Below are 22,965 nucleotides of genomic sequence, written 5' to 3' on the forward strand. Positions count from 1 at the left end.
ACCCCGTACGCCTCACCACCCAGAATTGCAACCTCTGGATGGTGAGTTTTCAAAACTTGCAACTACAGAGGCCACACCATGGCAAACCGCAAACAGCACCGCGCTATCGCGGAGCGTCGTCACATCCAGACTGAAATCAACCGCAGACTTTTCCGCGCATCACGCGTCGCGCAAATCATGCACATCAATATGCTGCATGAGCGCAGTCACGCACTATCGAACAGCTATTCCGCCTCTGTTTTCAGCTATCTGGCGGATGATCTGCGCGAGCTTCAGCAGCTCATCCAGCAGCAAAACAAACTCCATTAATTACTGTTCCGGGCCTTTCCTGCACCTTGCGGCGGGAGGCCTTCGCACATCTGTAACAAGAGGATTGCCGCAATGATTCTCGCCAACGACTTTCTTGAATACCTGCTCAACACAGAACGTGATCTTGCCGCTCGCGTGCGTGATCGTTATGACATGTACCTGAAATCCCTGCCTGTACCGCAGCTCGCTGATGGAAAGATTGTTATTGATGGTCGCTACATGATTGACAGCCACGAGGGAAATTACAGGCTTTACCGCATTGAAGGTGGCACCCCGTCCGTTATTGGCATTTACCAGCACCCATCCTCTGCAATCGTCGATGTGATTGCCGACAGCATCCGCATCACACATCGCCATGCCGACACAGAAGACACCGTGCTGGAAATTCAGCGGCTGGCTACAGTCTGCCGCGACACCCTGAATGGCATGACGAAGTAAATCACTATGACGGCAGAGTACATCAGGGACTGGCAACAACCGCGCCACGCAGTGGGGCGTGAAGGAACGGGGATCCCCGCTCCTGAATCCGCGCTTTCCTCCTGGCTGGATGCCTACCGGGTAGAGAACGAGCGCCGCCAGGAAATGGCTGATGCGGCGTTCTCCGCCACGCCGCTGGGCAACCTGATTAATAAAAGCCTGGACGCACAGGAAAAACAGGACAAAACCATCACACTGGCAGGAGACGCCAGAAAGCAGGCACGCGGCGCGGTGGATGAAGCCATGGCCTCGCTGCGCCTGCTGCCGTCCTATCTGCGCGATCCGCTTATTCGCCACCTCTCCTTCCTGCGCAAAAAACAGGAAGCCGATCGCCAGAAAGGCAAAAAGAGCTGGCAGGCGGAACGCTATGCACGCGGAACCCTGCGCAAAATATTCGAACGTCTGGATCGCACTGACGGACGCTGGCTGACACCGGGTTATCGCTCCCTTGCCGGGCGCGAACGCCTGGACGATTTGCTTTACCTGCCGCAGCTCAACAAGCACCAGATACAGACGCTGGCCACCATGACCGCGGCGATGTTCAGCAGCACCTTCGAAACACTCTGCGATGGCTTTGGTGCCAGAGATGGCGAGCTGACCATGGATGTAATGTTGAAGGCTTACCGGATGCTGGCTCGTATCGCATTACGCCTGCACATCATGCCGCCACATTACGAAGCCCTGAACAAGAGCGATCCGGATACGGAACTGCTGCCGGGCGCAATCCTCCGCCTGACCTGTGCGGACTGGTGGAAACGCAAACTGTGGCTGTTACGTTGCGAGTGGAGAGAAGAACAACTCCGCGCCGCCTGTCTGGTTTCCAGAAAAACATCACCCTATCTGAGCCAGGACGCGTTAAGCGAGTTTCGCGCACAGCGCGAGAAAACCCGCGACTTCCTGAAGAGCTTCGAACTGGAAAACGAAGACGGCTTCACGATTGATCTCGAGACAGTGTATTACGCGGGAGTAAGTAACCCGGTTCACCGTAAGGCAGAAATGATGGCCACCATGAAGGGACTGGAACTTCTGGCCGAAGCCCGTGGCGACAAAGCGGTGTTTCTGACTGTCACCTGCCCGTCAAAATACCACGCCACAACAGAGAACGGTCATCCGAATCCCAAATGGAACGGGGCCACCATGCGCGACTCCAGCGATTACCTGGTTAACACGTTTTTTGCGGCGGTCCGCAAAAAACTGAACCGCGACGGCCTGCGCTGGTATGGCATCCGCACGGTGGAGCCTCACCATGACGGCACCGTGCACTGGCATATGATGGTCTTTGCTCATCCGGAAGAAATCGACAGCATCGTGGCCATCACCCGCGATATTGCCATTCAGGAAGACCGCCACGAGCTGGGCAATGATATTACTCCGCGCTTTAAGGTGGAGTACGTCGACGGCTCCAAAGGCACGCCAACCAGCTACATCGCCACCTACATCGGAAAAAACCTGGACAGCCGCGCCGTGGATGGAATCGATCCGAAAACGGGCAAACCACGCGTTGACCACGAAACCGGAAAATCAATGGCCGAGAGCGTGGAGCGCGCCATCGGCTGGGCGCGCCTTCATCGGGTCCGCCAGTTCCAGTTCTTTGGCATCCCCTCCCGTCAGGTATGGCGTGAACTGCGCCGCCTTGCCAGCCAGATGGCACGCAACCCGGAAGGCCCGCAACGGCTGAAGGATGACGCAATGGATGCGGTACTCGCTGCCGCCGATGCCGGGTGTTTTGCCTCCTACATTGAAAAACAGGGCGGCGTACTTGTTCCACGTAAAGACTACCTGATTCGCACCGCCTACGACCTCGCAGATGAGCTGAACGATTACGGCGAGCAGAGTGTACAGATTTACGGGATCTGGTCGCCGCTCATCGGGGAATCTTCCCGCGTGTGCACGCACCCGGATAACTGGAAGCTGGTAAGACGTAAACCGGAAGCGGAAGACAGCGCCCGCGAAAATGGTTTTGACCTTCAGGGCGGCCCTGCCGCCCCTTGGACTCGTGGCAATAACTGTCCCCATGTACAGGAAACGGACAACAACGGGACAGAACAGCCGAAAGAACGGCCAACACCGTGGCCTTTGCCTGATAACCATGAGTTACTCGCTAAAGAATGGCGGGAGTCTGCTGAATCTCTCGGCCTGCATATCGGTGAACAGCAGATGCAGCACCTGTTACGGGGCGGCAGTCTGTACGTTGACGGCAGCATCATTGCACCGCAGGGATTTGAAATTGTACGCAAACCGGATACCCGCCCGGACAGCCGAATCACGCAGCTCTGGCAGCGCCTGAGCCGTAATCACGGCGTAAGCAGCACGGAGATCCGCCATAACCCGGTCGCCAGCTATCTGGAACAGCTGGGGGCATCAGACCCCGAAGCCGCCGCACGCCTGGCATCCACACTTCAGCAGGACCAGAACACCATGAAAACCCCTGTTACCGTGCTTTCTGACATGCTGCGCGCCATCCGTGACGCAGAGCACGCACAGAGAATCAGTGAAACCACTGAACGCGCCCGCCGCAAAGCAGACCTGCTGCGGGGTAGCCTGACCAGTGGAAACAAAAAACAGACAGAAACGGGATTCACAAAACCCGTAAATGAGCAAAAAACGCGCCGCGATATATGAAGCGCGCACAAAACAGGCGAAAGCGGGATTTAAAAATCCCGTAAACGGTTAATTAATCAACATAAGGAAAATCGACATGAAAATTTGTATCGACGACGGCTCCACCAACATCAAGCTGGCATGGACTGAGAACGGCGAACGCCGCAACGCCATCAGCCCGAACAGCTTCAAGTCGGAATGGTCTGCGCCGTTCGGTGGCACGCAGCCCGCGAACTACATGCTTGATGGTGTGCGCTATGGTTTTGATTCGGTCAGCGATCGCTTTGTCCAGACGACCGACACGCAATATCAGTACAGTGATGTGAATGTCATTGCCATTCATCACGCGCTGGTCAAATCAGGCATCCCACCACAGGAAGTGGATGTGGTTGTCACCCTGCCACTGAGCGAGTATTTCGATACAAACGCACAGCCGGACATGGCCAACATCAACCGCAAAAAAGCGAACGTCATGCGCCCGGTGGAGTACCAGAACAGCGAAGCATTCACTATCCGTAACGTACGGGTTATGCCTGAATCCATTCCGGCTGGCTTTAAGGCACTGGCTGACATGAGTCCGTTTGAATCCCTGCTGATTGTGGATTTGGGCGGAACCACGCTGGATGTGGCAAAGGTTCAGGGGCAACTGGCAGGTATCAGCCAGGTGTTTTGCGATCCACACGTAGGCGTTTCTCTGATGGCCGATGCCGTACTGTCGGTGATGGCCACTAACGGTATGCGCACCAGTCACCACATCGCCAATACCATTATCGAACATCGCCATGATGAAGCCTGGCTGCGCCAGCACATCCACAATGACGCGCATTACGGCAGCCTGATGGCGGTTATTCGTGAAAAGGAGGAAACACTGAAACAACGCGTGATCCGCGCGCTGGCGGGTTTTTCGGGTTACGGGCGGGTGATGGTTGTCGGTGGCGGGGCGGAGATTGTGGCACCCGCTATCCGCGAAGCCTGCGGAGTTAATGCGACTTTCATCGCGGATGGGGTGCCACAGTTTGCTCTGGTTAATGGGCTGTACGCAATGGACAAGGAGTAAACCAATGACGACACCAACCAGACGGATAAGTTTCTATCTGAAGCCTGCGGCCGTCAAGAACGAAAGCGAAGCATGCGCCTGGCTGGACAGCCTTACACCAGAAGCCCGCAAAAGCGGCCAACGCGTGGCTTTTCTGGCCGGGCTGGCACTTCTGAAAATGAATCCAGCAGAGGCTTACCGACTGGCTGCATGGGCTGACGATGAGGCGTTATCCGTGACACAAACCAGGACAGAACGCCCCGTGTCACAGCCAGTGCCAACCGCACAGATAACCAGTCAGATGGCCGGAAATATCAGGGCGTTATTCCCCGAATAACACAACGTCAGGGCGAGTTCGCCCTGATCTCCACCTCAGAACATAAACAAGGAGACCGACTTAATGAGCGAAATCAACTATCAGGCACTGCGTGAGTTAGCAAAACAGGCAACACAGGGCGAATGGGTCGCATTTATTTCGACGGGTACTGGTACGTATGCGGTGCATACGCCCGGTGATAAACGATGTGAAGACGTTATCAAATGGCCCGGCTTTGACGGACAGAAAAACGCAGAGAACAACGCTCGTTATATCGCAGCTTTCAACCCTGAAGTAGTGCGGGCTCTGTTGGATGAACGAGAAGCCCAAAGCAAACGCATTGCAGAGCTGGAGGCTAATTTCACGGAGCTGGCAGCGGAGAATGCCGCAATGAAGCTGTTTATCAGGGGCAGTTGCTATGTATTTGATGGGGAGCAGCCCGACATTTCTGATGAGTACTCGCCTGCTGATGAATCACCACTCATGCCAGATACGCCAGCCACCGACGCCTTCCAGAATATAGTGCGGGCACGGGGTGTGGAAATAGCCATCACGGAGTTAAACCAGCTTGCGGAGCGCAGCGAGAAAGAGGCGCCGATAGCAGCGGAATATCATCGCACATCCGCGCTATATCTCCAATTGATTGCCGCCCAACTTCGCAAAGGTGTTGCGAAATGAGCGCGATAAAAACTCATACAGGAATTGTTATCACCAGGAATGGCGAAAAGCGTTTGAAATTGCATTCAACTAAAACATCCTGGGTTGTCGGACGTTCTGAATCCTACGACAAAAAAACTGGCTACCGCTGGGGCGCGCCAAATATGCGGCGACGCTTACTTCTGAACAGTATCAGACCAATAAAACAGGAGTAACCATGTCCACCATTACCAAAGAATGGCTACAACGTAAAATCACAAAGTTTAAATCGTGGCGCGAAGACATCCCGTTCGGTCTTGATGAAGACGATCACAATATGTTAATCGCACTTGCATCACTGGAAGCAGAGCCAGTGGCATGGATGCATGTAAATAACGGCATCGGAATACCAGCAATAACAAGGAGTAAAGATGTTGCAGACAGCTGGCGCTCTAAGGGATGGAATGTAATGCCTCTTTATTCACTGACCCACTCCATCAATTTATGCCATTAATGGAAGTAATCACGATGAAAGATAATTCCGGAAGCCAGCGTGCATCAGTTGCAGTTATGGTAATGATTAAATTTGTGAAACAGTACACCGGAAAGCCAATCTCACTCCGGCAATTAAGCAAAGAAACCGTTTCACTGTCATATCTGGAGCAAATATTCAGATATTTACGGGAAAGTAGCCTGGTAAAAGCCACACGCGGCCCGGGTGGTGGATATATCCCGACAAAAGAAAATTACAGTGTTGGTGATATTGTCCGGGCAATGAAATGTTCCGGATTATATACACAGCACGTTATTCTGGCTGCACTGGATAATATTTCTTTAACCAGCCTGCAGGAAGACACAAATTATCAGTTGTCTGCCATTGAATAAGAAAACCCGGAACGGGTGCGCAAATTCTTTGTGCGCCCGTTCCGGGTTGGACAAGCGAAGCGCGTCAGCTATCCGGCCTGCAACAACTCCAGAGCCATTTGTTTTTCTTCCGGGCGCATCCGCTCAATCAACAGCTTTAACACACCATTCTCCAGCCCGCTGGGCACCAGTGTGTGCGAGTAGGTCAGATTCATCACCCAGGTATGTCCGCACTCGAGACGGGTGCAACGGTAATACACATCAGCAAACTGATCGGTTTTCCAGGCTGTTTTCTCAATCACCGCATGTGCACCACAGCAATGACATCGCGCTTTTTGTCTGCGCATTTTCCACCTCCCGGAACAGCGTTTTACTGCCGCCGATTTTACCCGCTCTTTCCTCATACCGCACATCACTCCATGGGTTCATCAAAATCAAGAATAAATTTCACCTCCCCCAGTCGTCTGATATCCGGGTCGCTGTTGATCCCCTCCATAATCAGGCGGCGCATCGGGATAACCTCATCCCTGTAATATGCCTCGCGGGATTTCAGTGGGTCACCAAGCCCGGCCGTATTTGCGGGAATGATGCCGGCAAGTCCGGGTGGAAAACGGTGCGCAACGAGCTGATCCTGGGCACTGATGGTTTTTATATTCAGGAACTCATCTTTTGTACCTGAATCCCCGATAGGGATCACCTTAACGCCTTCTTTGTCTCCGCCAGGTATATTGATAAACATGGATTTAAAATTGCCCGCCCCTTTTGACGCCTCTATCTTTTTACGGAATTCCGCCTCGAGATCGGGATCCATGTCCGGGTCAGTGGAATACAGGATATAACCCAGATGTGCGCCGTTCTTGTAATACTTGCGGCGAAAGCGGGTGGCATCCACATTCAGCATGGCAGATTCCATCCCGTGAATATAATCCGGGACACCGTAAACCTGCTGTTGCGGGTCATAAATGGCCACGAACACCACTTCGCCTGGCGGGTAAACGAGATCTTCCAGTGCCGCCTGCACAATCACCGTGCCACCCTCGTTGTTACGCCGCAGGTACAGAGAAGGCAACGTATGCAGGCGCACCACCCGCCCGAAACCATTGCGCACTTTAAGCAGTCCCATATCCCCGAATATCAGCAGATTGGTCACCGCTGCCGCCATGGCGGCGTGTGTCATACCACCACCCCCACGAAAACCCTGCATAATCATATTGACGCGCGCACGCAGTACCGCGCCGTGATACGGTGCGATATTGGCCAACATGGCGAGATCCATGCGCTCAATGGGCGGCGTGTACCAGCCGTTATAACCATCCCAGAGCGAGCCGTAATAACAGCCCCATGCAGCGACCGGTTCCGGGTCACCAAATTCAATAAACGTCATTTTGCTGGCTGTTTTTTTTGCCACGCCATCGTGTAACACGGGGGATTTTTTCTTTTTACTCATCTGACAGGATCCATGTTGATTTGCGCTTGTGCTTATAGTTCAGGGGTTCATTACTTGCGGCATGAGCTATGGCAAAGAAGATGTCAGAGTGCCCGGTTTCTTCGCTACGTTCGGCGGTGAAAGTGACTTTATTGCCGCTGTTGGTGGATTCCTGACGAATGGCCAGGAACGATGCCGGAATATCCGTGGCTTCCTCATCCCACTCAATACGGTTGGCGTAAATCAGATCCAGCATCTTCATCACCAGACGGTTTTTGGATTCCACGCTGTAATGAATGGCCACTGTTTCACGGCGGGCAAATCCCTGAACCAGTTCAAAGACACCGTAGCCAAGACCGGTGACGTCAATGCCGATAAACGTCATGTTATAGCGTGCCTTAATGCTGCGGATACGCTCTGCCATAAACTGGAATGACATGCTGCGCCAGTGGTGTTTTTCCAGCACGCGGAATCGTTCTGCCGCAACCAGCGGCGGTGCCAGCACAACAAATGTGGCGTTATCGCCGGAGCGCGCAGGGTCAAAGCCGCCCCAAACCTCACGGTTACCAAATGGCATGGGATCTTCCGGGTGAAAATCCTCCCACGTACTGACATCAACACCACAACGCACAAGATCATCGAATTTAAAGACGCTCTCTTTGTCATCCACAAACACACACATAAACAGCATATTGAACGCTGTTTCGTTGTATCGCTCGCGCAGCTCGTTGATGTCAGCAAGGTTAAAGCCGCCGGCAATGGCATCTTCCAGCGTAACCACATAGCGCCACTGACCATCCGGACATTCACGCCCACCATCGCGCAGCTCATCAAAGGACGGAAACTCAACCCCTTTTCGTTTCGGATCGCCTTTGCGCCATTCATCGCCAGACCAGAACGGGTAACCCTGGTGTGTTTTGGATGACGGCGTGGAGAAATAGGTAATGCGCCAGTGTTTATGGGTGGCCATCCCTGATGCCACTTCATTGAGACGGCGAAAACCGGGGATCCACAGGTATTCATCAATATACAGGTGGCCGCTGTTTGACTGCGCTGTGTTACTGTTGGTCGCCAGAAAATACAGTTCAGCCAGATTACTTAACTTAACCGGATTGCCTTTAATGGGAATGCCAAACTCTGTTTGTGCAATCTTAACGATATAGGTGCGGAACACTTCGGCCTGACGTTTTGATGCCGATAAAAATATCTGTGTGTCGCCGGTTAATGCCGCATCTTCAAACGCCTCAAACGCGAAGTAATACGTCGCCCCAATCTGGCGGGATTTAAGCAGGTTGCGTACACGGCGGAATTTGTTTTCACGCAGGCGCAACTGATAAGCGAACAGTTTTTTGGTAAACGGCTCAAAACTTTCAGCAGTCAGTCCGGAAACGTCATTAGCTTTACGGGGGCGCTCTTTCTTACCTGCACCTTTTTCTCCGCGTTCTTCTTTTCCATAACGACCAGGCTGGGGAATGTCCGCACCCATTCGTGCAATCTCAGCCATTCGCTCCGTGTGCTTGTTTCTGACCGACATCAGTTTGACGTGGTGGCCAATCAGGCGATCGAGTTCATCGTGTTCTTCCGGCGTTTTATGGTCACGCTCCGCCAGTACAGCGAGACGACGGGCGATAACATCCTCCACGCCTTCAGTATTAAGCTGTGTGTACCACTCAAACTTTGTCGCCCAATAATAAACAATTCGCGGACTGTTCAGTCCGAGCTTCTTTTGTATTTCTTTTGGGGTGTGCCTTTTCAGATAGAGTGATTTTGCTGCGGCAATAACTTCATCAGAATAAGCCATAAACTACCTGTGGAATTTATTTTAATGGGTTTTCATCTTTTTCCGGTTCGTTCCGTAACGTTCCGTAATATCCCATTATTTGCCGCAGGCATTTTTTTAACGATTATCTGTTTTCGGTATTTTTCGGATATATGCGCATATCCGAAAGTACCGGAAATTAATCAGATGACGACGTTTTTATTTCTCCGTTAAATAACGCCAGTTTAATTTTTATCAGCGGATTAATTCAGATGACGAAGCAGAAAACAGACTGGGTTGTGGTTGCCACATCAGGCCCCACCATCGACGGTCGGGAAATTGATCCGAAGTGGCTGACAGATGCCGCCGAGGTTTATAACCCGGACGAGCGAGCCGCCATGCTCTGGCCATATCACGCTGATTCCGGATGGCGTGCCTTCACCAATAACTACGGCCTTGTTGATGCCCTGAAAGTCGAAAAATTTGGTGACAAGGTGCAGCTTAAAGCACGCCTGATCCCAAATCGCTTCCTGATTGAAGCCAATAAGGCCGGGCAGAAGCTTTTTACCTCTATTGAGGTGCGGGAAAACTATCTGGGCACGGGCAAATTCTTTGTATCCGGTATCGCTGTGACTGACACACCGGCCAGCATCAACACCACCCGCCTGCAATTTTCGCAGGGAGATTCCATTCACATGGGGAATGCAGAAGAACTGAATTTCACGCTGCAGTCTGACGACGAGCAGGCCAAACGCAGTTTCTTTTCCGACCTTTTCTCCATGGGACGCAACAAACAGGAAAACGATATGAACGAAAAGCAGTTCGGTCAGTTGATGGACGCCATCAACAAAACCGGCGAACGCCTGGACAAACTGGAAGAAAACGTCGCGCAGTTCAGCGCGAAGGATGCCCCGAAAAATACCGGTGATAACAAGCCGGAAGGCAGCACTGGCGATCAGGGGCAGGACAACGCAGAACAGAACAACAAGGACGACAAAACCTTCACGCTGACCACCGAGCAGGGTGAAAAGCTGTTCTCCACGGTGAACGCCATCGCGGAGAAAGTCACCAGTATGGAAACCGCATTTGCTGAACTCAGCAAGGATGCCACAAAGCTGCCGGGTAACAATCCGGCCGGTGGCGAAACTTTTAACCTGGTGTAACCGGAGAGAACGCAATGAACATGACACCAGAAGCACAAAAGCTGGTTAATCAGTACCTCAGCGAACTGCAAAAAACATTCAGTGACTGCGCTGTCTCAGGTGATCGCACTTTTTCCCTGACCGAACCGCGCAGCATTGCCCTGCGTAAAGCACTACTGGAAAGCACCGAGTTTCTGAGTTTCATCACCTGCATGGACGTTCCGCACCCGCAGGGACAGGTCGTCACCGTTGGCGAATCCACGCTGCGCACCGGTCGCGTGAAAAGCGGTCGTTTCGCCAAAGGTTCAGGCATCAAAGGCAACGAATTTAAACTCGTTGAAACTGATTCCTGCTGCGTGATCACCTGGGAACAACTCGCCATCTGGGCGAATGCCGGCAGCCCGCAGGAATTTTTCAACCTGATGAACTCCGCCGCCGTTACCAACTTTGCGCTGGATATGCTGCGCATTGGCTTTAACGGTAAAACAGCAGCGGAAAACTCCGATCCTGAAAGCCATCCGAACGGCGAGGACGTCAACATCGGCTGGCATGAAATCGCCCGTGAGTGGGGAGAACAGCCTGGAAATACCTCCCGTATTCTGACAGACGCCGTTACCCTGGGTGAAGGCGGCGATTACGTGGGACTGGATGCCATGGCATCTGACCTGATCCGCACTTACATCCCGGCGCAGTATCACAACGATCCACGCCTCACCGTGCTGGTCGGCGCTGACCTTGTGGCCGCCGAGGAGCTGCGCCTCTACAACAAAGAGGACAAGCCTACCGAAAAAGTGGCCGCACAGTTGCTGACGAAGAACATTGCGGGCCGCAAGGCCATCATTCCGCCGTTTATGCCGGGCAAGCGTATGGTGGTGACCGTGCTGCCAAATCTGCAGATCCTGACGCTGAAGGGTTCCCGCCGTCGTAAAGCGGAAGATGTGGGCGATCGCAAACAGTTCGAAAACTCATACTGGCGTTATGAGGGGTACGCCCTGGGCGATCCGGATTTATATGCTGCCGTGGATGAGTCTGCGGTCACCATCGCCTGATAAACGGAGTGCGCGGTATGCCAACGCCAATGCAGCGACAACGAGCCCGACAGATGGATGAGCGCCGTGCGGCGCTCATGACCAGAACAGACGGGCGCACCGTCAGCACAGAAAGTCAGCACATTAAGCTGCTGGCACTGGATAACGACATCAGACAACTGCACAACATGGAGCTGCTGTCTGACAAGCTGGAATTCAAACGGAACACGCTGCTGCCCCGCTGGCTGCCACACGCACAGGCTTATCTGGAGGGGGAACGCGTCTATCAGAATCCCGTTCTGGTGTACTGCATCATCTGGCTGTTTGATACCGGGCAGTTTGAGCTGGCGCTGCAGTGGGCTGACATTGCCATTGAGCAGGGGCAGAAAACGCCGGAGAACTTCAAAAGTGAGCTGCCAACGTTTGTGGCCCATTTCATTCTCGAATGGGCAGAAACAGAAGCCGAACGCGGGAACAGTATCGCACCGTATTTTCAGCAGGTGTTTGAAAAAATCCGCGACAAATGGCGTGTGAATGAACGCCTTGCTGCCCGCTACTGGCGCTTTGCAGGCGTCCAGCTGCTGCGTAGCGATGACGGCAAACCACTGGCCAGTGCAATTAGTGATCCGGGGATACTGCAACAGGCCGACCAGTATCTGGAGCAGGCTGCCTGGCTGCATCCAAAAATTCAGGTGAAAACCCTGCGCCAGCGCATTGCCGCAAGACTGCGCGCATTGCAGGGAACGTAAACGACTCCCAACAACCGGGCGGGCGCGGTGGAGGTGTGCCGGCAAAAGCCATCAGCACACTGCGGAAACCGGTCAGCCCGCCTTTCCTCGGAGTGAGCATGTTTGACGGGAAAAGCATTCACTATCAGCAGGCCATTATTCAGAACGATGGATTCTGGCCGGATATTAATGCCGGCGATTTTGAAAAGAGCCGCAGCATCCCCGCCGTCACGTCACACGAAACGGTGCTGACGGCGCTGCTTTGCGCGGTAACAGAGATTAACACTGAACTGGCTGCGCGCCGTGAATACTGGCAGGAACAGGGCCACATCCGGGCTGCTGATATTCCGGGTTACACCGTGTTGCAACCAGAGCCGCGCAATACGGATGCACAATCAGAACGGATGCAGAACCACATTACAGCACTGTACACCAAGGCTGTGTATGCGCGCGCAAAGGCCGATCTTTTGCCGGAATCTGCCAGTGTGGGGCGGCGCGAAGCGCAGCCATCATCAGAAGCCAGCGAGAGCCGCCGGACGTTGCTGGCTGAAGCGGCCATGGCGGTGCGTGCGCTGCTGGGCAGACCGCGCGCCTCTGTCGCGCTGATTGATTAAGGAAACGGTATGACGCAACTCGCAAGCCTGACGGCATTCATTGAAAACAATCTGCCGGCACGCGCACGCATTCCGTTCACCAGTGACATGGATGATATCACGCTCGTTCCGCTCACAAAGTCGCTGGGGCACGGGCAGTTATGTACGCAGGCCAGAAAATATACGGCTTTTCTGCGATGGGACGCATGGCCCTATCGTCAGCTCGATCCGGATTTGGTGTTTTCTCTGGTTGAAGCCTGGCTGGCAGACAACGGCGGCGACCTGCGACAGCGCCTGACACCGGATGCGCCAGCCGTGGACGTCGAAGTGGATGATGAAAATGAAGTGGCATGGCTGGAAATCAGTCTGCCGCTGGTTGATCCCATCACCCTGATTGAGGATGAAAACGGCCCCATCCCCAGAGGCGGAAAACGTTACCGGCTGGAAAAACCTGAAATCTGGGTGGCTCAGGCACATCAGCTTCACTGTCAGGTGATGCCATGACGCGCCCTGCGATTAATGAATCACAGCTCCGGCAGGTTCATCGCGCCATCAGAGCGGCAGAACTTCCGCCGGTAAAGGCCAGAAAGCTGCTGGTTCGTATTGCGAAATACGGCCTGATGCCAGCTGCACGACGCAATGTGAAAGCACAGAGAACACCGGAAGGGGCAGCCTGGGCACCACGAAAAAGACCAGATAAAGCCAGCGGTAAGTATAAAAACAAAATGCTGCTGGGACTGCCAAAACTGCTGGCCATCAGGGTTGACAGTAACGGGAAAAGTGTCCGCCTTTTCTTCAAAAAAGGGGGCTACAACACCGGCTCTCATGGCGGGGCGGTCGCGTGGGTGCAACAGCACGGTGCAACCATCAAAGGTCGCGCCACAAAACGCCGGAACAACGAAACCATGCGCACCCGACCCGCCACACGACGGCAGGCGGAGCGGCTTCTTTCTCTGGGCTTTCGCGCCCCCGTCGGCGCAGTCAGCAAAAAAACCGGACGCAGGGGACGCAGAAAGCCCTCCCTGAAATGGATTATGGAAAACATGAGTATGGCGCAGGCCGGACTGGTGATCAGCATTCTGAAAGGCGAGCAGAAAAAACGTGTATGGGAAATAAAAATCCCCTCCCGCGCATTTCTGGGAGCCAGCGATGCTGAATTTACCCGCATTCTGGAAGCGCAGTTGCGTAGCCTGCATTACGGCGGCACGAGATAACAAAATCAGGAGACAAATTATGACCTGGCCATCTGTCACGATTGAACAGTACAACACGTTCAGTAGCTCGCCGGACGGCGTGGAAAATACACTGTTGTTTGTGGGTAGCGCACAAAACAACAAAGGCAAAGTTCTGCCGGTTAACGCCAACAGCGATCTGGATGAGTTGCTGGGAACGAACGCGAGCCCGTTGAAAAATTTCCTTCAGTCCGCTCTGACCAATGCTGGACAGAATGCCTTTTTTTATGTCGCCGTTCTGCCGGACGCAGGCAAAGGCAAAGAAGCAACGCCGGCCTGCCAGGCATGGCAAAACGCCGTGCTGGCCGCTCAGGAAACCATTTCAGTTGAAGGCGTGGTGATCACTGAACCGGTCAGCACGAAGGATGACATCAACGCCATACAGGCGTTACGTCAGACCATCATTAATAAATATCAGCGCCGCATCTGGTTCATCCTGACCATCACCGCCAACGACGGCAGTAAAACCTGGGCGGAATACGTCGCCGAACTGACCACGCTACAGAAAGGTATTGCAGCCCCGCAGGTCATGCTGGTTCCGGAGATTTTTGGATTTGAACCGGGCGTTCTTGCCGGTCGCCTGTGTAACAACGCCGTCACCATTGCTGACAGTCCCGCACGCGTGGCAACCGGGGCTCTGTCTGCACTGAAAACCACAGAACGTCCGAAGGACAGCGCAGGACAGGCAATTGATCTCGCCACCCTGCAGGCACTGGCTACCGCCCGCTACAGCGTGCCCATGTGGTATGCCGACTATGACGGCCTTTACTGGGCTGATGGTGTGACACTTGAGGTGGAAGGCGGGGACTACAACGTCATTGAGCATGTCCGCATTGCAGATAAGGTGGCGCGCCGCGTGCGACTGATGGCCATCCCCAAAATTGCCGATCGTTCACTGAACAGCACACCGGGCAGCATTGCCGCACATGAAACGTTGTTTGCCCGCCCGCTGCGTACCATGGCGAAATCCAAGCAGATTAACGGTGTCACCTTTCCGGGCGAAGTGAAATCGCCACAAAAAGGCGATGTGGCCATCACCTGGCAGGACGAAAAGACGGTCAGTATCAGCATTGTTGTTCGCCCTTACGCTTGCCCCAAAACCATCAAGGTGGGCATTCAGCTGGATAAATCTCTGGAGGAAAGTGCATGACCACCCGCATTAACGGCATGGCGTTTGACACCTTTATCGGTGGAACGGATATCCATGTGAATAACATCTCGCTGGACATCAGTGATGAAAGCGCCGTTGCCAAAACCCGTGGCATCCCTGACGGCAAACTGCGCGGCCCCGTCAGTGCCGAAGGTGAAATTGAAATGAGCACCCGCAGTTTTAACCAGCTAGGGGAAGTGGCCGCTCAGGCAGGATCATGGCGCGATCTGCCGCCAATGGATTTTGTGTTCTACGCCAACACCGGTACCGAGGAAATCCGCGTCGAAGCCTTCGGTTGCGAGCTGATGCTCTCCGGGTTGTTAAGCATTGACACCGGGAGTGCAGACCTGACCACGCACAAAATCAAGTACGTGGTGGCCAGCCCCGATTTTGTGCGTATCAACGGCGTGCCCGTTCTCTCAGAGAACGACGTGCGCGGGCTGATGGGGTGAACCATGCAGGAGCATGAACGCACCATCATCACCCTGGGCATTCTTGGCGGCATTGCCGCCGCCAGCCGGGTGCTGGCTGGCGCGGAGCCGATTACATTGCGGTTGTTTGTGGGGCGAACCCTGCTGGGTAGCGCATTGGGTGTTTCTGCTGCAGCCCTGCTGGTTCGTTATCCGAATCTTGACCCGCTGGCTATTGCCGGCGCTGGCACCGCAATGGGCGTAGCCGGCTACCAGATTGTTGAAATTTTCCTGCGCCATATGCGCCGGAAGCTGGGCGAGAAAGAAAACAAAGAGGAGTAACAGCGATGCTGTCCCGCAGGGAACAAAAAGCCGCTGCCGCCTGGAAAATTATCCGGGTGCTGTGGCACTGGCTGCGCAAACCTCAGCAACCCCGTAAGGAGCAAAAATGAAACTCTCCGATAAGCAACAACAATTTACCGTCATGGTCGGCAAACTCATCCAGTTTGCCCATCAGCGCGGTTATGGCCTGACATTCGGTGAAGCGTACCGCACGCCGGAGCAGGCAAAACTCAATGCGCAAAAGGGATCCGGCACTGCCAACAGCCTGCACTGCCAGCGGCTGGCAGTGGATTTTAATCTGTTTATTAACGGTGAATATCAGACCCGCACAGAGGCCTACCGCGAACTGGGCGAGTACTGGGAATCCCTTGGCGGTGCATGGGGCGGTCGTTTTAAAAACCGCCCGGATGGCAATCATTTCAGCCTTGAGCACAACGGCGTGCGCTGATTCCGATACGGGATAAGGCCACCGACAGTCTTAATAAGCCTCCTGATGGTCTTATTAAGCCCTCTTATTCTTGACATTAACAGGAAATGATGATGAACGATAAAAACACCCAAACCACTGCAGAAAACACCATCACTTTACAGGTGGGCGAGCATGAACTGACGTTTATCCCGACAGTTAAAGCCTACAACGACCTGCAGAACGACTTCATGCCGGATAACAAAATCGCGCCACTGAAAAACTACCTGCGCCGCATCGTGATTAAAGACCACCGCGATCTGCTGAATCAGTTGCTGGAAAAGCCAGGAATGCCGGCAAGCCTGGCAACGGCCGTGAATAACGAGTTCGTACCGGAAGTGGAAATCACCGTAAAAAAATAAAAAGCCATCTGGGGGCCATTGATCGCAATGACCTGACCCGGATGCTAATCCTGCGCCGCCACTGGCTGCCCGGCGAAGATGATTCGCCGCAGTCACTGGCTGCCGCCGTCTGGCTGGATAACCACTACTGGGGAAATATGGGTATCGCCGTCAATAACGGCATTATTCGCGCTTTTAAAGGATCGTAATGTCACAGCAGCGTCTTGAATTACTTCTTGAACTGACAGACCGCCTGACAAGACCGTTACGTGCGGCGGGCCGACAGGTTCAGGGATTCGCCGCAACAAGCCGGGGAGCCTTCCGCAATATCGCCACCGGTGGCGCTGCACTCTGGGGCGTGGGTGCCGCCGTGAAAGGCGCACTGATGCCGGCTATTGAAATGGACCGGGCGCTCGGTGAGGTGAAGTCACTGGGCGTCGCGGAATCCGGGTTGCGTAAACTCAGTCGGGCCGCCGTTGATTTCACTATGGAATACGGCGGCGCGGCGCAGGATTTTGTACGTGCTTCTTATGATATCCAGTCAGCCATCGCCGGATTAACTGACGATGAACTCTCCCGTTTCACCACCGCATCAGCAACAGTGGCTGCGGCAACCAAATCCAGCAGCCAGACAATTACCGCCTACATGGGCACCATGTACGGCATTTTTAAAGACCAGGCTGATGCCATGGGAAAAAGCAAATGGGTTGAGCAGGTTGCCGGACAAACCGCCACCGCCGTGCAGATGTTTAAAACAACCGGCGATAACATGTCGGCAGCGTTCACCACGCTGGGTGCCAGTGCAAAAGCAGCCGGTATTGATGCGGCTGAACAGTTCGCCGTGCTGGGGCAGTTGCAGGCTACCATGAGCGGCAGTGAGGCCGGGACAAAGTACAAATCATTTCTGGCCGCTGTAGGCAGCGCCCAGAAAAAGCTGGGGCTTAATTTCGTGAATAAAGACGGCACGATGAAAAGTGTTGTCGAGATCATGAAACTTATCAGAGGCAAATTTGGTGATCTGTCAAAAGTGGCTGACTCCGATTTGCTGAAAAGCGCATTTGGCTCTGATGAGGCCGTGGCCATGATTAAATTGCTCAATGCAGACATTGGCGGACTGGAAAAGAATATCGCCACGCTGGGCAATATCAAAGGCATGGATAAGGCTGTCGAAATGGCGCAGGCCATGGCCGACCCGTGGGAACAGGCCGCCGCAATTATTAACGGCATTCGTATTGAAATCGGCACACAGCTGTTGCCCGTTCTGTACCCGTTCATCCAGAAAAGCAACGAAGGCGGTAAATCCTTTGTTGCCTGGTTACGCCTGTACCCCAATATCACCCGCGCCATTGGCCTGTTGACCGGTGCACTGCTGGGCATTGCTGCCGTGGGGGCCGTGACAAACATTGTGGTGGGCGCAGCAAAGTTTGTCTGGACCGGGCTCCGGCTGGTCTGGCTGGCAGCTACTGCGCCTCTGAAAATCCTTATTCTGCTGAAACGCATGCTGACTGCCACCATGTGGGCATTCTGTGCCGTCGCCCGAACGGTCAGGGCGCTGTATCTGGCCATGACCCTTGTAATGGGAACATACAACATCAAAGCAAAAATTCAGCTGGCGCTGCTGAAACTACAGCGTGCCGGACTCTGGCTTTACTCCATTGCTCTGGGGGCCACTGCGGTGGCCATGAAAATTTATACCGCCGTTACCAGCGGTGCAGCTGTTGCCACTCAACTACTTTTCAGCCCAATTACGTTAATCATCCTGGCACTGGCTGCGCTGGGTGTGGGCATTTATTTCCTGATCACCCGCTGGGATGAAATCAAGGCCGCACTGATGGACACCGCCGCCTTTCAGTGGGTGGCGGGAATGGTTGGCAGTATGGGGACATGCTTCGACAAGGCATGGGGCGCAATCCGGGATGGCTGGAATGCACTGGTTAACTATTTTTCCACGCATTCACCACTGGACGCCCTGAAGAATATCGCCGGCGGCATACTGAAGATTTTCAGCAACCTCTGGGAGCTGGTGAAACAGTCCTTCAGTGATTCATGGGGCTGGATTGTGGACAAACTCAACATGATCCCCGGCGTTAACATCGACACGCCAGAAAGCGCAGGGAGCGGCGAAGGCTCCGTATTAACCGGCGGAAAAGCCATCAGTGCAGGACCGGGCGGCATTGCGGCAGAGATGCGGAACAACAGCGAAAACCAGACCACAATCGACAACTCCCGCCGCGTGGTCAATGTCAACGTGCAGGACGCATCCCCTGCCCGTCTTAACGAATGGATGGAGCTACATGCTTACTGACCAGCCTCTTTACATCGATTTGCTCATCACCGGTCGCAACTTCACGCTGAACAGCGCCGCCGAACCAGTGCTGTGCAACAACAGGGAAAGTATCGCCCAGGACTGCCAGCACGCCATCATTGAAAGCGGACTGGCCACACGTCTGCTGGCAGAAAAAAGCCAGACACTTCGCGCCGACATCATGATGCAGATGACACTGTTGATTGAGGATGATGAACGCATCACGCCGGGCACCGTCAGTGTAACGGAGGAATCACCTCTTTCCGGTCGCCTGCTGATTAACGCCCATACAGAAGATTTTTTTGAACCCCTGACTTTTACGGTATCCCTTGATGATTAACGGTAAACCCACCGCAGATTACGAGCGCATTCTGGCTGATAACGGCATGCCGGTAACCGAAGAACAGGTACGCGCTGAATTTGAAGCCATCGTTAAAAACGAAGGGCTTATCACCAACACATCCCGCATGTCGCCGTTCTGGCGACTGATTACAGCCATCACCTCAAAGCCCGTGATGTGGCTGAAAGACGCGCTGGTTAATGTGGTGATGAAAAACCTGTTTCTGGCCGATGCCAGTGGTGTATTCGTTGATGTTTTTGCCTGGGCAGTGAACCTGCAGCGCAAGGCCGCCACGCACGCATCCGGCGTTATTCGTTTCACAAAAGACGATATTGATCGCACAGTTACTGTGCCGGCAGGTACACAGATCCAGACAGAGCGTATTAACGGCGTGATTTATACGCTGACCGTTGTCAGGGATACGGTTATTCCGGCAGGAACACTCAGCATGAACATCGATGTTTCTGCGGAACAGGCCGGGGCCGGCTTTAACCTCGCACCGGGGTATTACCGCATCCTTCCGGTGGCAATTGACGGCATTGCCGGCGTTGAGAACGATGAAAACTGGCTGACCTCGCCGGGGGCCAACGAAGAAAGCGACGACGAGCTGCGTGATCGTGTGCGCAATCAGTTTAATCTTGCCGGCGCTTATCACACCGATGCTGTTTACCGTGGATTAATTGCCGGTGTTGCCGGCATCAGTGCCGACCGCATCTATTTTCTGCATGATGCACCACGCGGCCCCGGCACAGCGAATGCTTACATTCTGCTGGATACCGGCATCGCATCCGAACCGTTCGTTGATGCAGTAAACGCATTCATTAACGATGAAGGTCATCACGGACACGGTGACGATCTGCGCTGTTTTTCCATGCCTGAAACACGCCACACCCTGACCGTGACACTCTGGTTGTATGCAACGCTGAACCTCAGCGATGAGGAGATTCAGACACTATTGCACAATGTGGAAAATCTGGTTCGCTGTGCATTTCGCGAAAACAGCGATTATGACGTTCAGAAAACATGGCCGTACAGCCGTTTCAGCATGTCCAGACTGGGCGAAGAGATCCACCAGGTCTTTCCACAGGTGGAGTCGGTTACGTTTTCCCTTCCGGATATTCTCAGCGATCTGGCCGTTCCCCGTCTGGAATCGCTTGCTGTGGAGGTGGGCGCGTGAAACTTCCGGAGATACCCGAATTTCCACTTCCCACCTGGATGAATAAAGGTGAGCCGTTGACGCTTGCACATTCATCGCATCGCTACTGGGAAAAGGTCTGGAGCTGGCTGACGTGGCCACTACAGCAGATTGATGTCGACACCTGCGCAGAGCCTTTACTTAACCTGCTGGCATACCAGCGCAACATCACCCGATTTAAGGGGGAGCCGGTTTCGTTATTTCGCCTGAGGGTAAAACACGCATTTATCAACGCTCAGGACTCAGGCGAACGCGCCGGCTTCGAGCGCATCTTTAAACGTCTTGGCGTGGGAGACGTTAAAACACTGGAGCGACAACTGCAACATGACTGGGACGTTATTTTACTGCGCATTAATGACACCCAGCTGAGTGAAAGCAACGCGCTGATGATGCAGCTCGTGCGCCAGTATGGCCGTACCTGCAGGCGCTATTTCTTTCAGGTGATCAATGCAACCACCGCCCGACTGACAGCCGGCACGTTTGATGGTCACTACCGGTACCACACAGCAGAAGCAACGGTGAGAAAGGACACCATCTGGTTAACCGCTTCACTACAGGCAGGACATTACGGCCTGTCCGTGGAGCATTACACATTACAGGCAAATAACGCATGAGTACGATTATTACTGAACAATACGAACACTGGTGCGCAAATCAGATCATCAGCGGGAAACCTGCGCGCCCGGATACATTTGTTTTTGCATATATTCCGGGACTGGATGAGTCTGCAGAGATCCCCCGCGACGAAACGCTCCCTGATGAAACCCTGATCCAGTATCGCGCACCGGTCACCCAGTACGGTCTCCTGTCACCGAATGCAACCGCATTTTCCATCATTCTGGATACCACAATCGGCGACTTCGAATACAACTGGATTGGCCTGCTGAACGAAGAAAGCGGCGTGCTCTGTATGATTGCGCACACCCCCTGCCAGCAAAAAATTAAAACCGCGAACGGTGTACAGGGAAACAATCTGATCCGCACGTTTTCCATGGAGTTTGACGGTGCGGCAGCAGCGATGCATATCGATGTCAGTGCTGATGTCTGGCAGATTGATTTCACTGCCCGCCTGGCGGGAATGGATGAAGCCCGCAGACTGCTGGCGTTTGATCACTACGGTGAAGCCGCTTTTCTGGAGGACGGTTTTCAGGTGAGCTATCAGAACGGCACCGCCATTGTTGCCGCGGGGATTGGTTATGTGGGAGGTTTGCGCGTCAGTCTGCGCGAACCTTACAGCCTGCGCGCAACGGTCGGGGACACCATCTGGATTGATGCAAGCTGGCAGGGATTTGTTACTGGCGAATGGAATACGGTTTTCACATTCAGCGCCCGCCCGGAACATGCATCCTACACAGACGGGAATGGCTTTCGGCATTTTGTTGCACCGCTTGCAAAACTGACAGCAGACGGCTCACAGGATTTACGTCCGGAGACACCCGACGAAGAACAAAGCAATGCACTGGCAGAACACGAAAAATCCCGCAGGCACCCGGATGCCACACTGAACGAAAAAGGATTCGCTCAGTACAGTAACGCCACTGACAGTGATGCAGAAGACCGTGCCGCCACGTCAAAAGCGGTAAAAATCGCAATGGATAACGCAAATGCCCGCCTTGCGAAAAATCGCAACGGCAGCGACATCCCCGACAAACCACTGTTTATTGAAAACGTCGGACTAAAGCCCACCGTTGATAAGGCAGAAGGCGCCGTTCAGCGAGGTGGCGATACCATGACCGGGGAACTGAAAATTCGTGACGTTAATGCGCTGAGGATTTTCGATGGCGCCTTTGGTCTGATTTTTCGTCGCTCAGAAGACAGCCTTCATCTTATCCCCACCACGGAAGGACAGGGTGAAAATGGCAATATTGGCCCTCTGCGTCCTTTCTCAATTAACCTGCGGACTGGTGATATTGCCATGTCACACAAAGTGACCACCGGTGGCGGTTCACTGGTGCATGGAAATAGTGTCGCAACAGGTGAATTACAGTCAGGCAACGGCTCTGCAAGGCTTGCGGCTGACGGTAACGTGTACGGCAGCACATGGGGAGGATGGCTGTCATCTTACCTGCAAAATAAAATGGGAGTACAGGATATGCGTCTTGGCGGTTATCAACAGATGGGCAGTACAGGCTCAAACCTGGCTCCCCCGGGTTATGTCAGTGTGGGTGGCTACTGCTACGGAGACTGGGATAACTCTGCCGACGGGTGGTTTATCCGCCCCCTTCAGAAACTGATTAATGGAACCTGGTATAACGTAGCGAGTATGTAA

General features: G+C 53.8%; 28 protein-coding genes and 1 pseudogene. 26 read left to right on the top strand and 3 right to left on the bottom strand.

Going from position 1 to position 22,965, the window contains the following annotated elements; translation table 11 throughout:
* Positions 1 to 78: 78 nt before the first annotated feature.
* The 9 genes and pseudogenes from FEK47_RS25390 (at position 79) to FEK47_RS07605 (ending at position 6,260) form a co-directional block, all read left to right on the top strand.
* A complete protein-coding gene (locus tag FEK47_RS25390; protein WP_089618353.1) occupies positions 79 to 309 on the top strand; it encodes a derepression protein in 231 nt (76 codons plus the stop codon).
* 72 nt (positions 310 to 381) lie between these two features.
* The gene (locus tag FEK47_RS07570) at positions 382 to 747 is read left to right on the top strand and encodes a hypothetical protein (RefSeq protein ID WP_000599375.1); all 366 of its coding nucleotides are present in this window, start codon (positions 382 to 384) and stop codon (positions 745 to 747) included.
* 6 nt (positions 748 to 753) lie between these two features.
* Entirely contained in the window at positions 754 to 3,408 is a 2,655-nt protein-coding gene (locus tag FEK47_RS07575) for a replication endonuclease (protein ID WP_138183155.1), read from the top strand.
* A gap of 76 nt (positions 3,409 to 3,484) precedes the next feature.
* Positions 3,485 to 4,444: a plasmid segregation protein ParM gene (locus FEK47_RS07580; protein ID WP_135486402.1), complete on the top strand. Its 960-nt coding sequence runs from the start codon at positions 3,485 to 3,487 to the stop codon at positions 4,442 to 4,444.
* 4 nt (positions 4,445 to 4,448) lie between these two features.
* On the top strand, positions 4,449 to 4,760 hold the full coding sequence (locus tag FEK47_RS07585) for a plasmid partitioning/stability family protein (RefSeq protein WP_000211276.1): 312 nt from the start codon (positions 4,449 to 4,451) through the stop codon (positions 4,758 to 4,760).
* A 63-nt stretch (positions 4,761 to 4,823) separates the two neighbouring features.
* Positions 4,824 to 5,417, top strand: coding sequence for an ead/Ea22-like family protein (locus tag FEK47_RS25395; protein ID WP_240727696.1), 594 nt, complete (start codon positions 4,824 to 4,826; stop codon positions 5,415 to 5,417).
* Entirely contained in the window at positions 5,414 to 5,611 is a 198-nt protein-coding gene (locus tag FEK47_RS07595; protein ID WP_135486401.1) for a hypothetical protein, read from the top strand. The genes FEK47_RS25395 and FEK47_RS07595 overlap by 4 nt, the downstream gene beginning before the upstream one ends.
* A 2-nt stretch (positions 5,612 to 5,613) precedes the next feature.
* Positions 5,614 to 5,856, top strand: a pseudogene (locus tag FEK47_RS07600) (hypothetical protein); the annotation flags it as partial.
* Positions 5,835 to 6,260 (top strand): Rrf2 family transcriptional regulator, encoded by a 426-nt coding sequence (locus FEK47_RS07605; RefSeq protein WP_240730971.1) that lies wholly within the window; start codon positions 5,835 to 5,837, stop codon positions 6,258 to 6,260. The pseudogene FEK47_RS07600 and the gene FEK47_RS07605, both read left to right, overlap by 22 nt.
* 68 nt (positions 6,261 to 6,328) lie before the next feature.
* Here FEK47_RS07605 and FEK47_RS07610 read toward each other — a convergent pair whose 3' ends face one another.
* From FEK47_RS07610 to FEK47_RS07620, 3 genes are all read right to left on the bottom strand, one after another.
* Complete coding sequence (locus FEK47_RS07610) at positions 6,329 to 6,586, bottom strand: ogr/Delta-like zinc finger family protein (protein WP_001254198.1); 258 nt, start codon at positions 6,584 to 6,586, stop codon at positions 6,329 to 6,331.
* Positions 6,587 to 6,651: 65 nt separating this feature from the next.
* Positions 6,652 to 7,686 (bottom strand): phage portal protein, encoded by a 1,035-nt coding sequence (locus FEK47_RS07615; protein WP_135486398.1) that lies wholly within the window; start codon positions 7,684 to 7,686, stop codon positions 6,652 to 6,654.
* Positions 7,679 to 9,466 carry a terminase family protein gene (locus FEK47_RS07620; protein WP_135486397.1) on the bottom strand — a complete coding sequence of 596 codons (1,788 nt, stop codon included), beginning with the start codon at positions 9,464 to 9,466 and terminating at the stop codon, positions 7,679 to 7,681. The genes FEK47_RS07615 and FEK47_RS07620 overlap by 8 nt, the downstream gene beginning before the upstream one ends.
* Positions 9,467 to 9,696: 230 nt before the next feature.
* Here FEK47_RS07620 and FEK47_RS07625 point away from each other — a divergent pair, with 230 nt between their 5' ends.
* The 17 genes from FEK47_RS07625 (at position 9,697) to FEK47_RS07700 (ending at position 22,965) form a co-directional block, all read left to right on the top strand.
* A complete protein-coding gene (locus tag FEK47_RS07625) occupies positions 9,697 to 10,587 on the top strand; it encodes a GPO family capsid scaffolding protein (RefSeq protein WP_135486396.1) in 891 nt (296 codons plus the stop codon).
* Positions 10,588 to 10,601: 14 nt separating this feature from the next.
* Positions 10,602 to 11,615 (top strand): phage major capsid protein, P2 family, encoded by a 1,014-nt coding sequence (locus tag FEK47_RS07630; protein ID WP_135486395.1) that lies wholly within the window; start codon positions 10,602 to 10,604, stop codon positions 11,613 to 11,615.
* A gap of 17 nt (positions 11,616 to 11,632) precedes the next feature.
* Complete coding sequence (gene gpM, locus FEK47_RS07635; protein WP_135486394.1) at positions 11,633 to 12,343, top strand: phage terminase small subunit; 711 nt, start codon at positions 11,633 to 11,635, stop codon at positions 12,341 to 12,343.
* Between the two features lie 98 nt (positions 12,344 to 12,441).
* Positions 12,442 to 12,936: a head completion/stabilization protein gene (locus FEK47_RS07640; protein ID WP_135486393.1), complete on the top strand. Its 495-nt coding sequence runs from the start codon at positions 12,442 to 12,444 to the stop codon at positions 12,934 to 12,936.
* A gap of 9 nt (positions 12,937 to 12,945) precedes the next feature.
* Positions 12,946 to 13,419 (top strand): phage tail protein, encoded by a 474-nt coding sequence (locus FEK47_RS07645; RefSeq protein ID WP_135486392.1) that lies wholly within the window; start codon positions 12,946 to 12,948, stop codon positions 13,417 to 13,419.
* Positions 13,416 to 14,129: a phage virion morphogenesis protein gene (locus FEK47_RS07650; protein ID WP_135486391.1), complete on the top strand. Its 714-nt coding sequence runs from the start codon at positions 13,416 to 13,418 to the stop codon at positions 14,127 to 14,129. The genes FEK47_RS07645 and FEK47_RS07650 overlap by 4 nt, the downstream gene beginning before the upstream one ends.
* A 19-nt stretch (positions 14,130 to 14,148) precedes the next feature.
* Entirely contained in the window at positions 14,149 to 15,297 is a 1,149-nt protein-coding gene (locus tag FEK47_RS07655; protein WP_135486390.1) for a DUF2586 domain-containing protein, read from the top strand.
* Positions 15,294 to 15,749: a phage protein gene (locus FEK47_RS07660; RefSeq protein WP_135486389.1), complete on the top strand. Its 456-nt coding sequence runs from the start codon at positions 15,294 to 15,296 to the stop codon at positions 15,747 to 15,749. The genes FEK47_RS07655 and FEK47_RS07660 overlap by 4 nt, the downstream gene beginning before the upstream one ends.
* Before the next feature lie 3 nt (positions 15,750 to 15,752).
* The gene (locus FEK47_RS07665; protein WP_001155241.1) at positions 15,753 to 16,049 is read left to right on the top strand and encodes a phage holin family protein; all 297 of its coding nucleotides are present in this window, start codon (positions 15,753 to 15,755) and stop codon (positions 16,047 to 16,049) included.
* Between the two features lie 106 nt (positions 16,050 to 16,155).
* Positions 16,156 to 16,497, top strand: coding sequence for a M15 family metallopeptidase (locus FEK47_RS07670; protein ID WP_135486388.1), 342 nt, complete (start codon positions 16,156 to 16,158; stop codon positions 16,495 to 16,497).
* A gap of 92 nt (positions 16,498 to 16,589) precedes the next feature.
* The gene (locus tag FEK47_RS07675) at positions 16,590 to 16,877 is read left to right on the top strand and encodes a putative phage tail assembly chaperone (RefSeq protein WP_135486417.1); all 288 of its coding nucleotides are present in this window, start codon (positions 16,590 to 16,592) and stop codon (positions 16,875 to 16,877) included.
* Positions 16,878 to 16,918: 41 nt separating this feature from the next.
* Entirely contained in the window at positions 16,919 to 17,065 is a 147-nt protein-coding gene (locus FEK47_RS25100; RefSeq protein ID WP_167854641.1) for a hypothetical protein, read from the top strand.
* Positions 17,065 to 19,161 (top strand): phage tail tape measure protein, encoded by a 2,097-nt coding sequence (locus FEK47_RS07680; protein ID WP_135486387.1) that lies wholly within the window; start codon positions 17,065 to 17,067, stop codon positions 19,159 to 19,161. The genes FEK47_RS25100 and FEK47_RS07680 overlap by 1 nt, the downstream gene beginning before the upstream one ends.
* Positions 19,151 to 19,501: a DUF2590 family protein gene (locus FEK47_RS07685; protein WP_135486386.1), complete on the top strand. Its 351-nt coding sequence runs from the start codon at positions 19,151 to 19,153 to the stop codon at positions 19,499 to 19,501. The genes FEK47_RS07680 and FEK47_RS07685 overlap by 11 nt, the downstream gene beginning before the upstream one ends.
* Positions 19,494 to 20,678, top strand: a complete 1,185-nt coding sequence (locus FEK47_RS07690; RefSeq protein WP_135486385.1) for a baseplate J/gp47 family protein — start codon at positions 19,494 to 19,496, stop codon at positions 20,676 to 20,678. The genes FEK47_RS07685 and FEK47_RS07690 overlap by 8 nt, the downstream gene beginning before the upstream one ends.
* Positions 20,675 to 21,310, top strand: a complete 636-nt coding sequence (locus FEK47_RS07695; RefSeq protein WP_135486384.1) for a phage tail protein — start codon at positions 20,675 to 20,677, stop codon at positions 21,308 to 21,310. The genes FEK47_RS07690 and FEK47_RS07695 overlap by 4 nt, the downstream gene beginning before the upstream one ends.
* Positions 21,307 to 22,965, top strand: a complete 1,659-nt coding sequence (locus FEK47_RS07700) for a phage tail protein (protein WP_135486383.1) — start codon at positions 21,307 to 21,309, stop codon at positions 22,963 to 22,965. Before FEK47_RS07695 ends, FEK47_RS07700 begins: the two co-directional genes overlap by 4 nt.

The sequence above is a fragment of the Escherichia sp. E3659 genome (genome assembly GCF_005781135.1).
GTDB lineage: Bacteria > Pseudomonadota > Gammaproteobacteria > Enterobacterales > Enterobacteriaceae > Escherichia.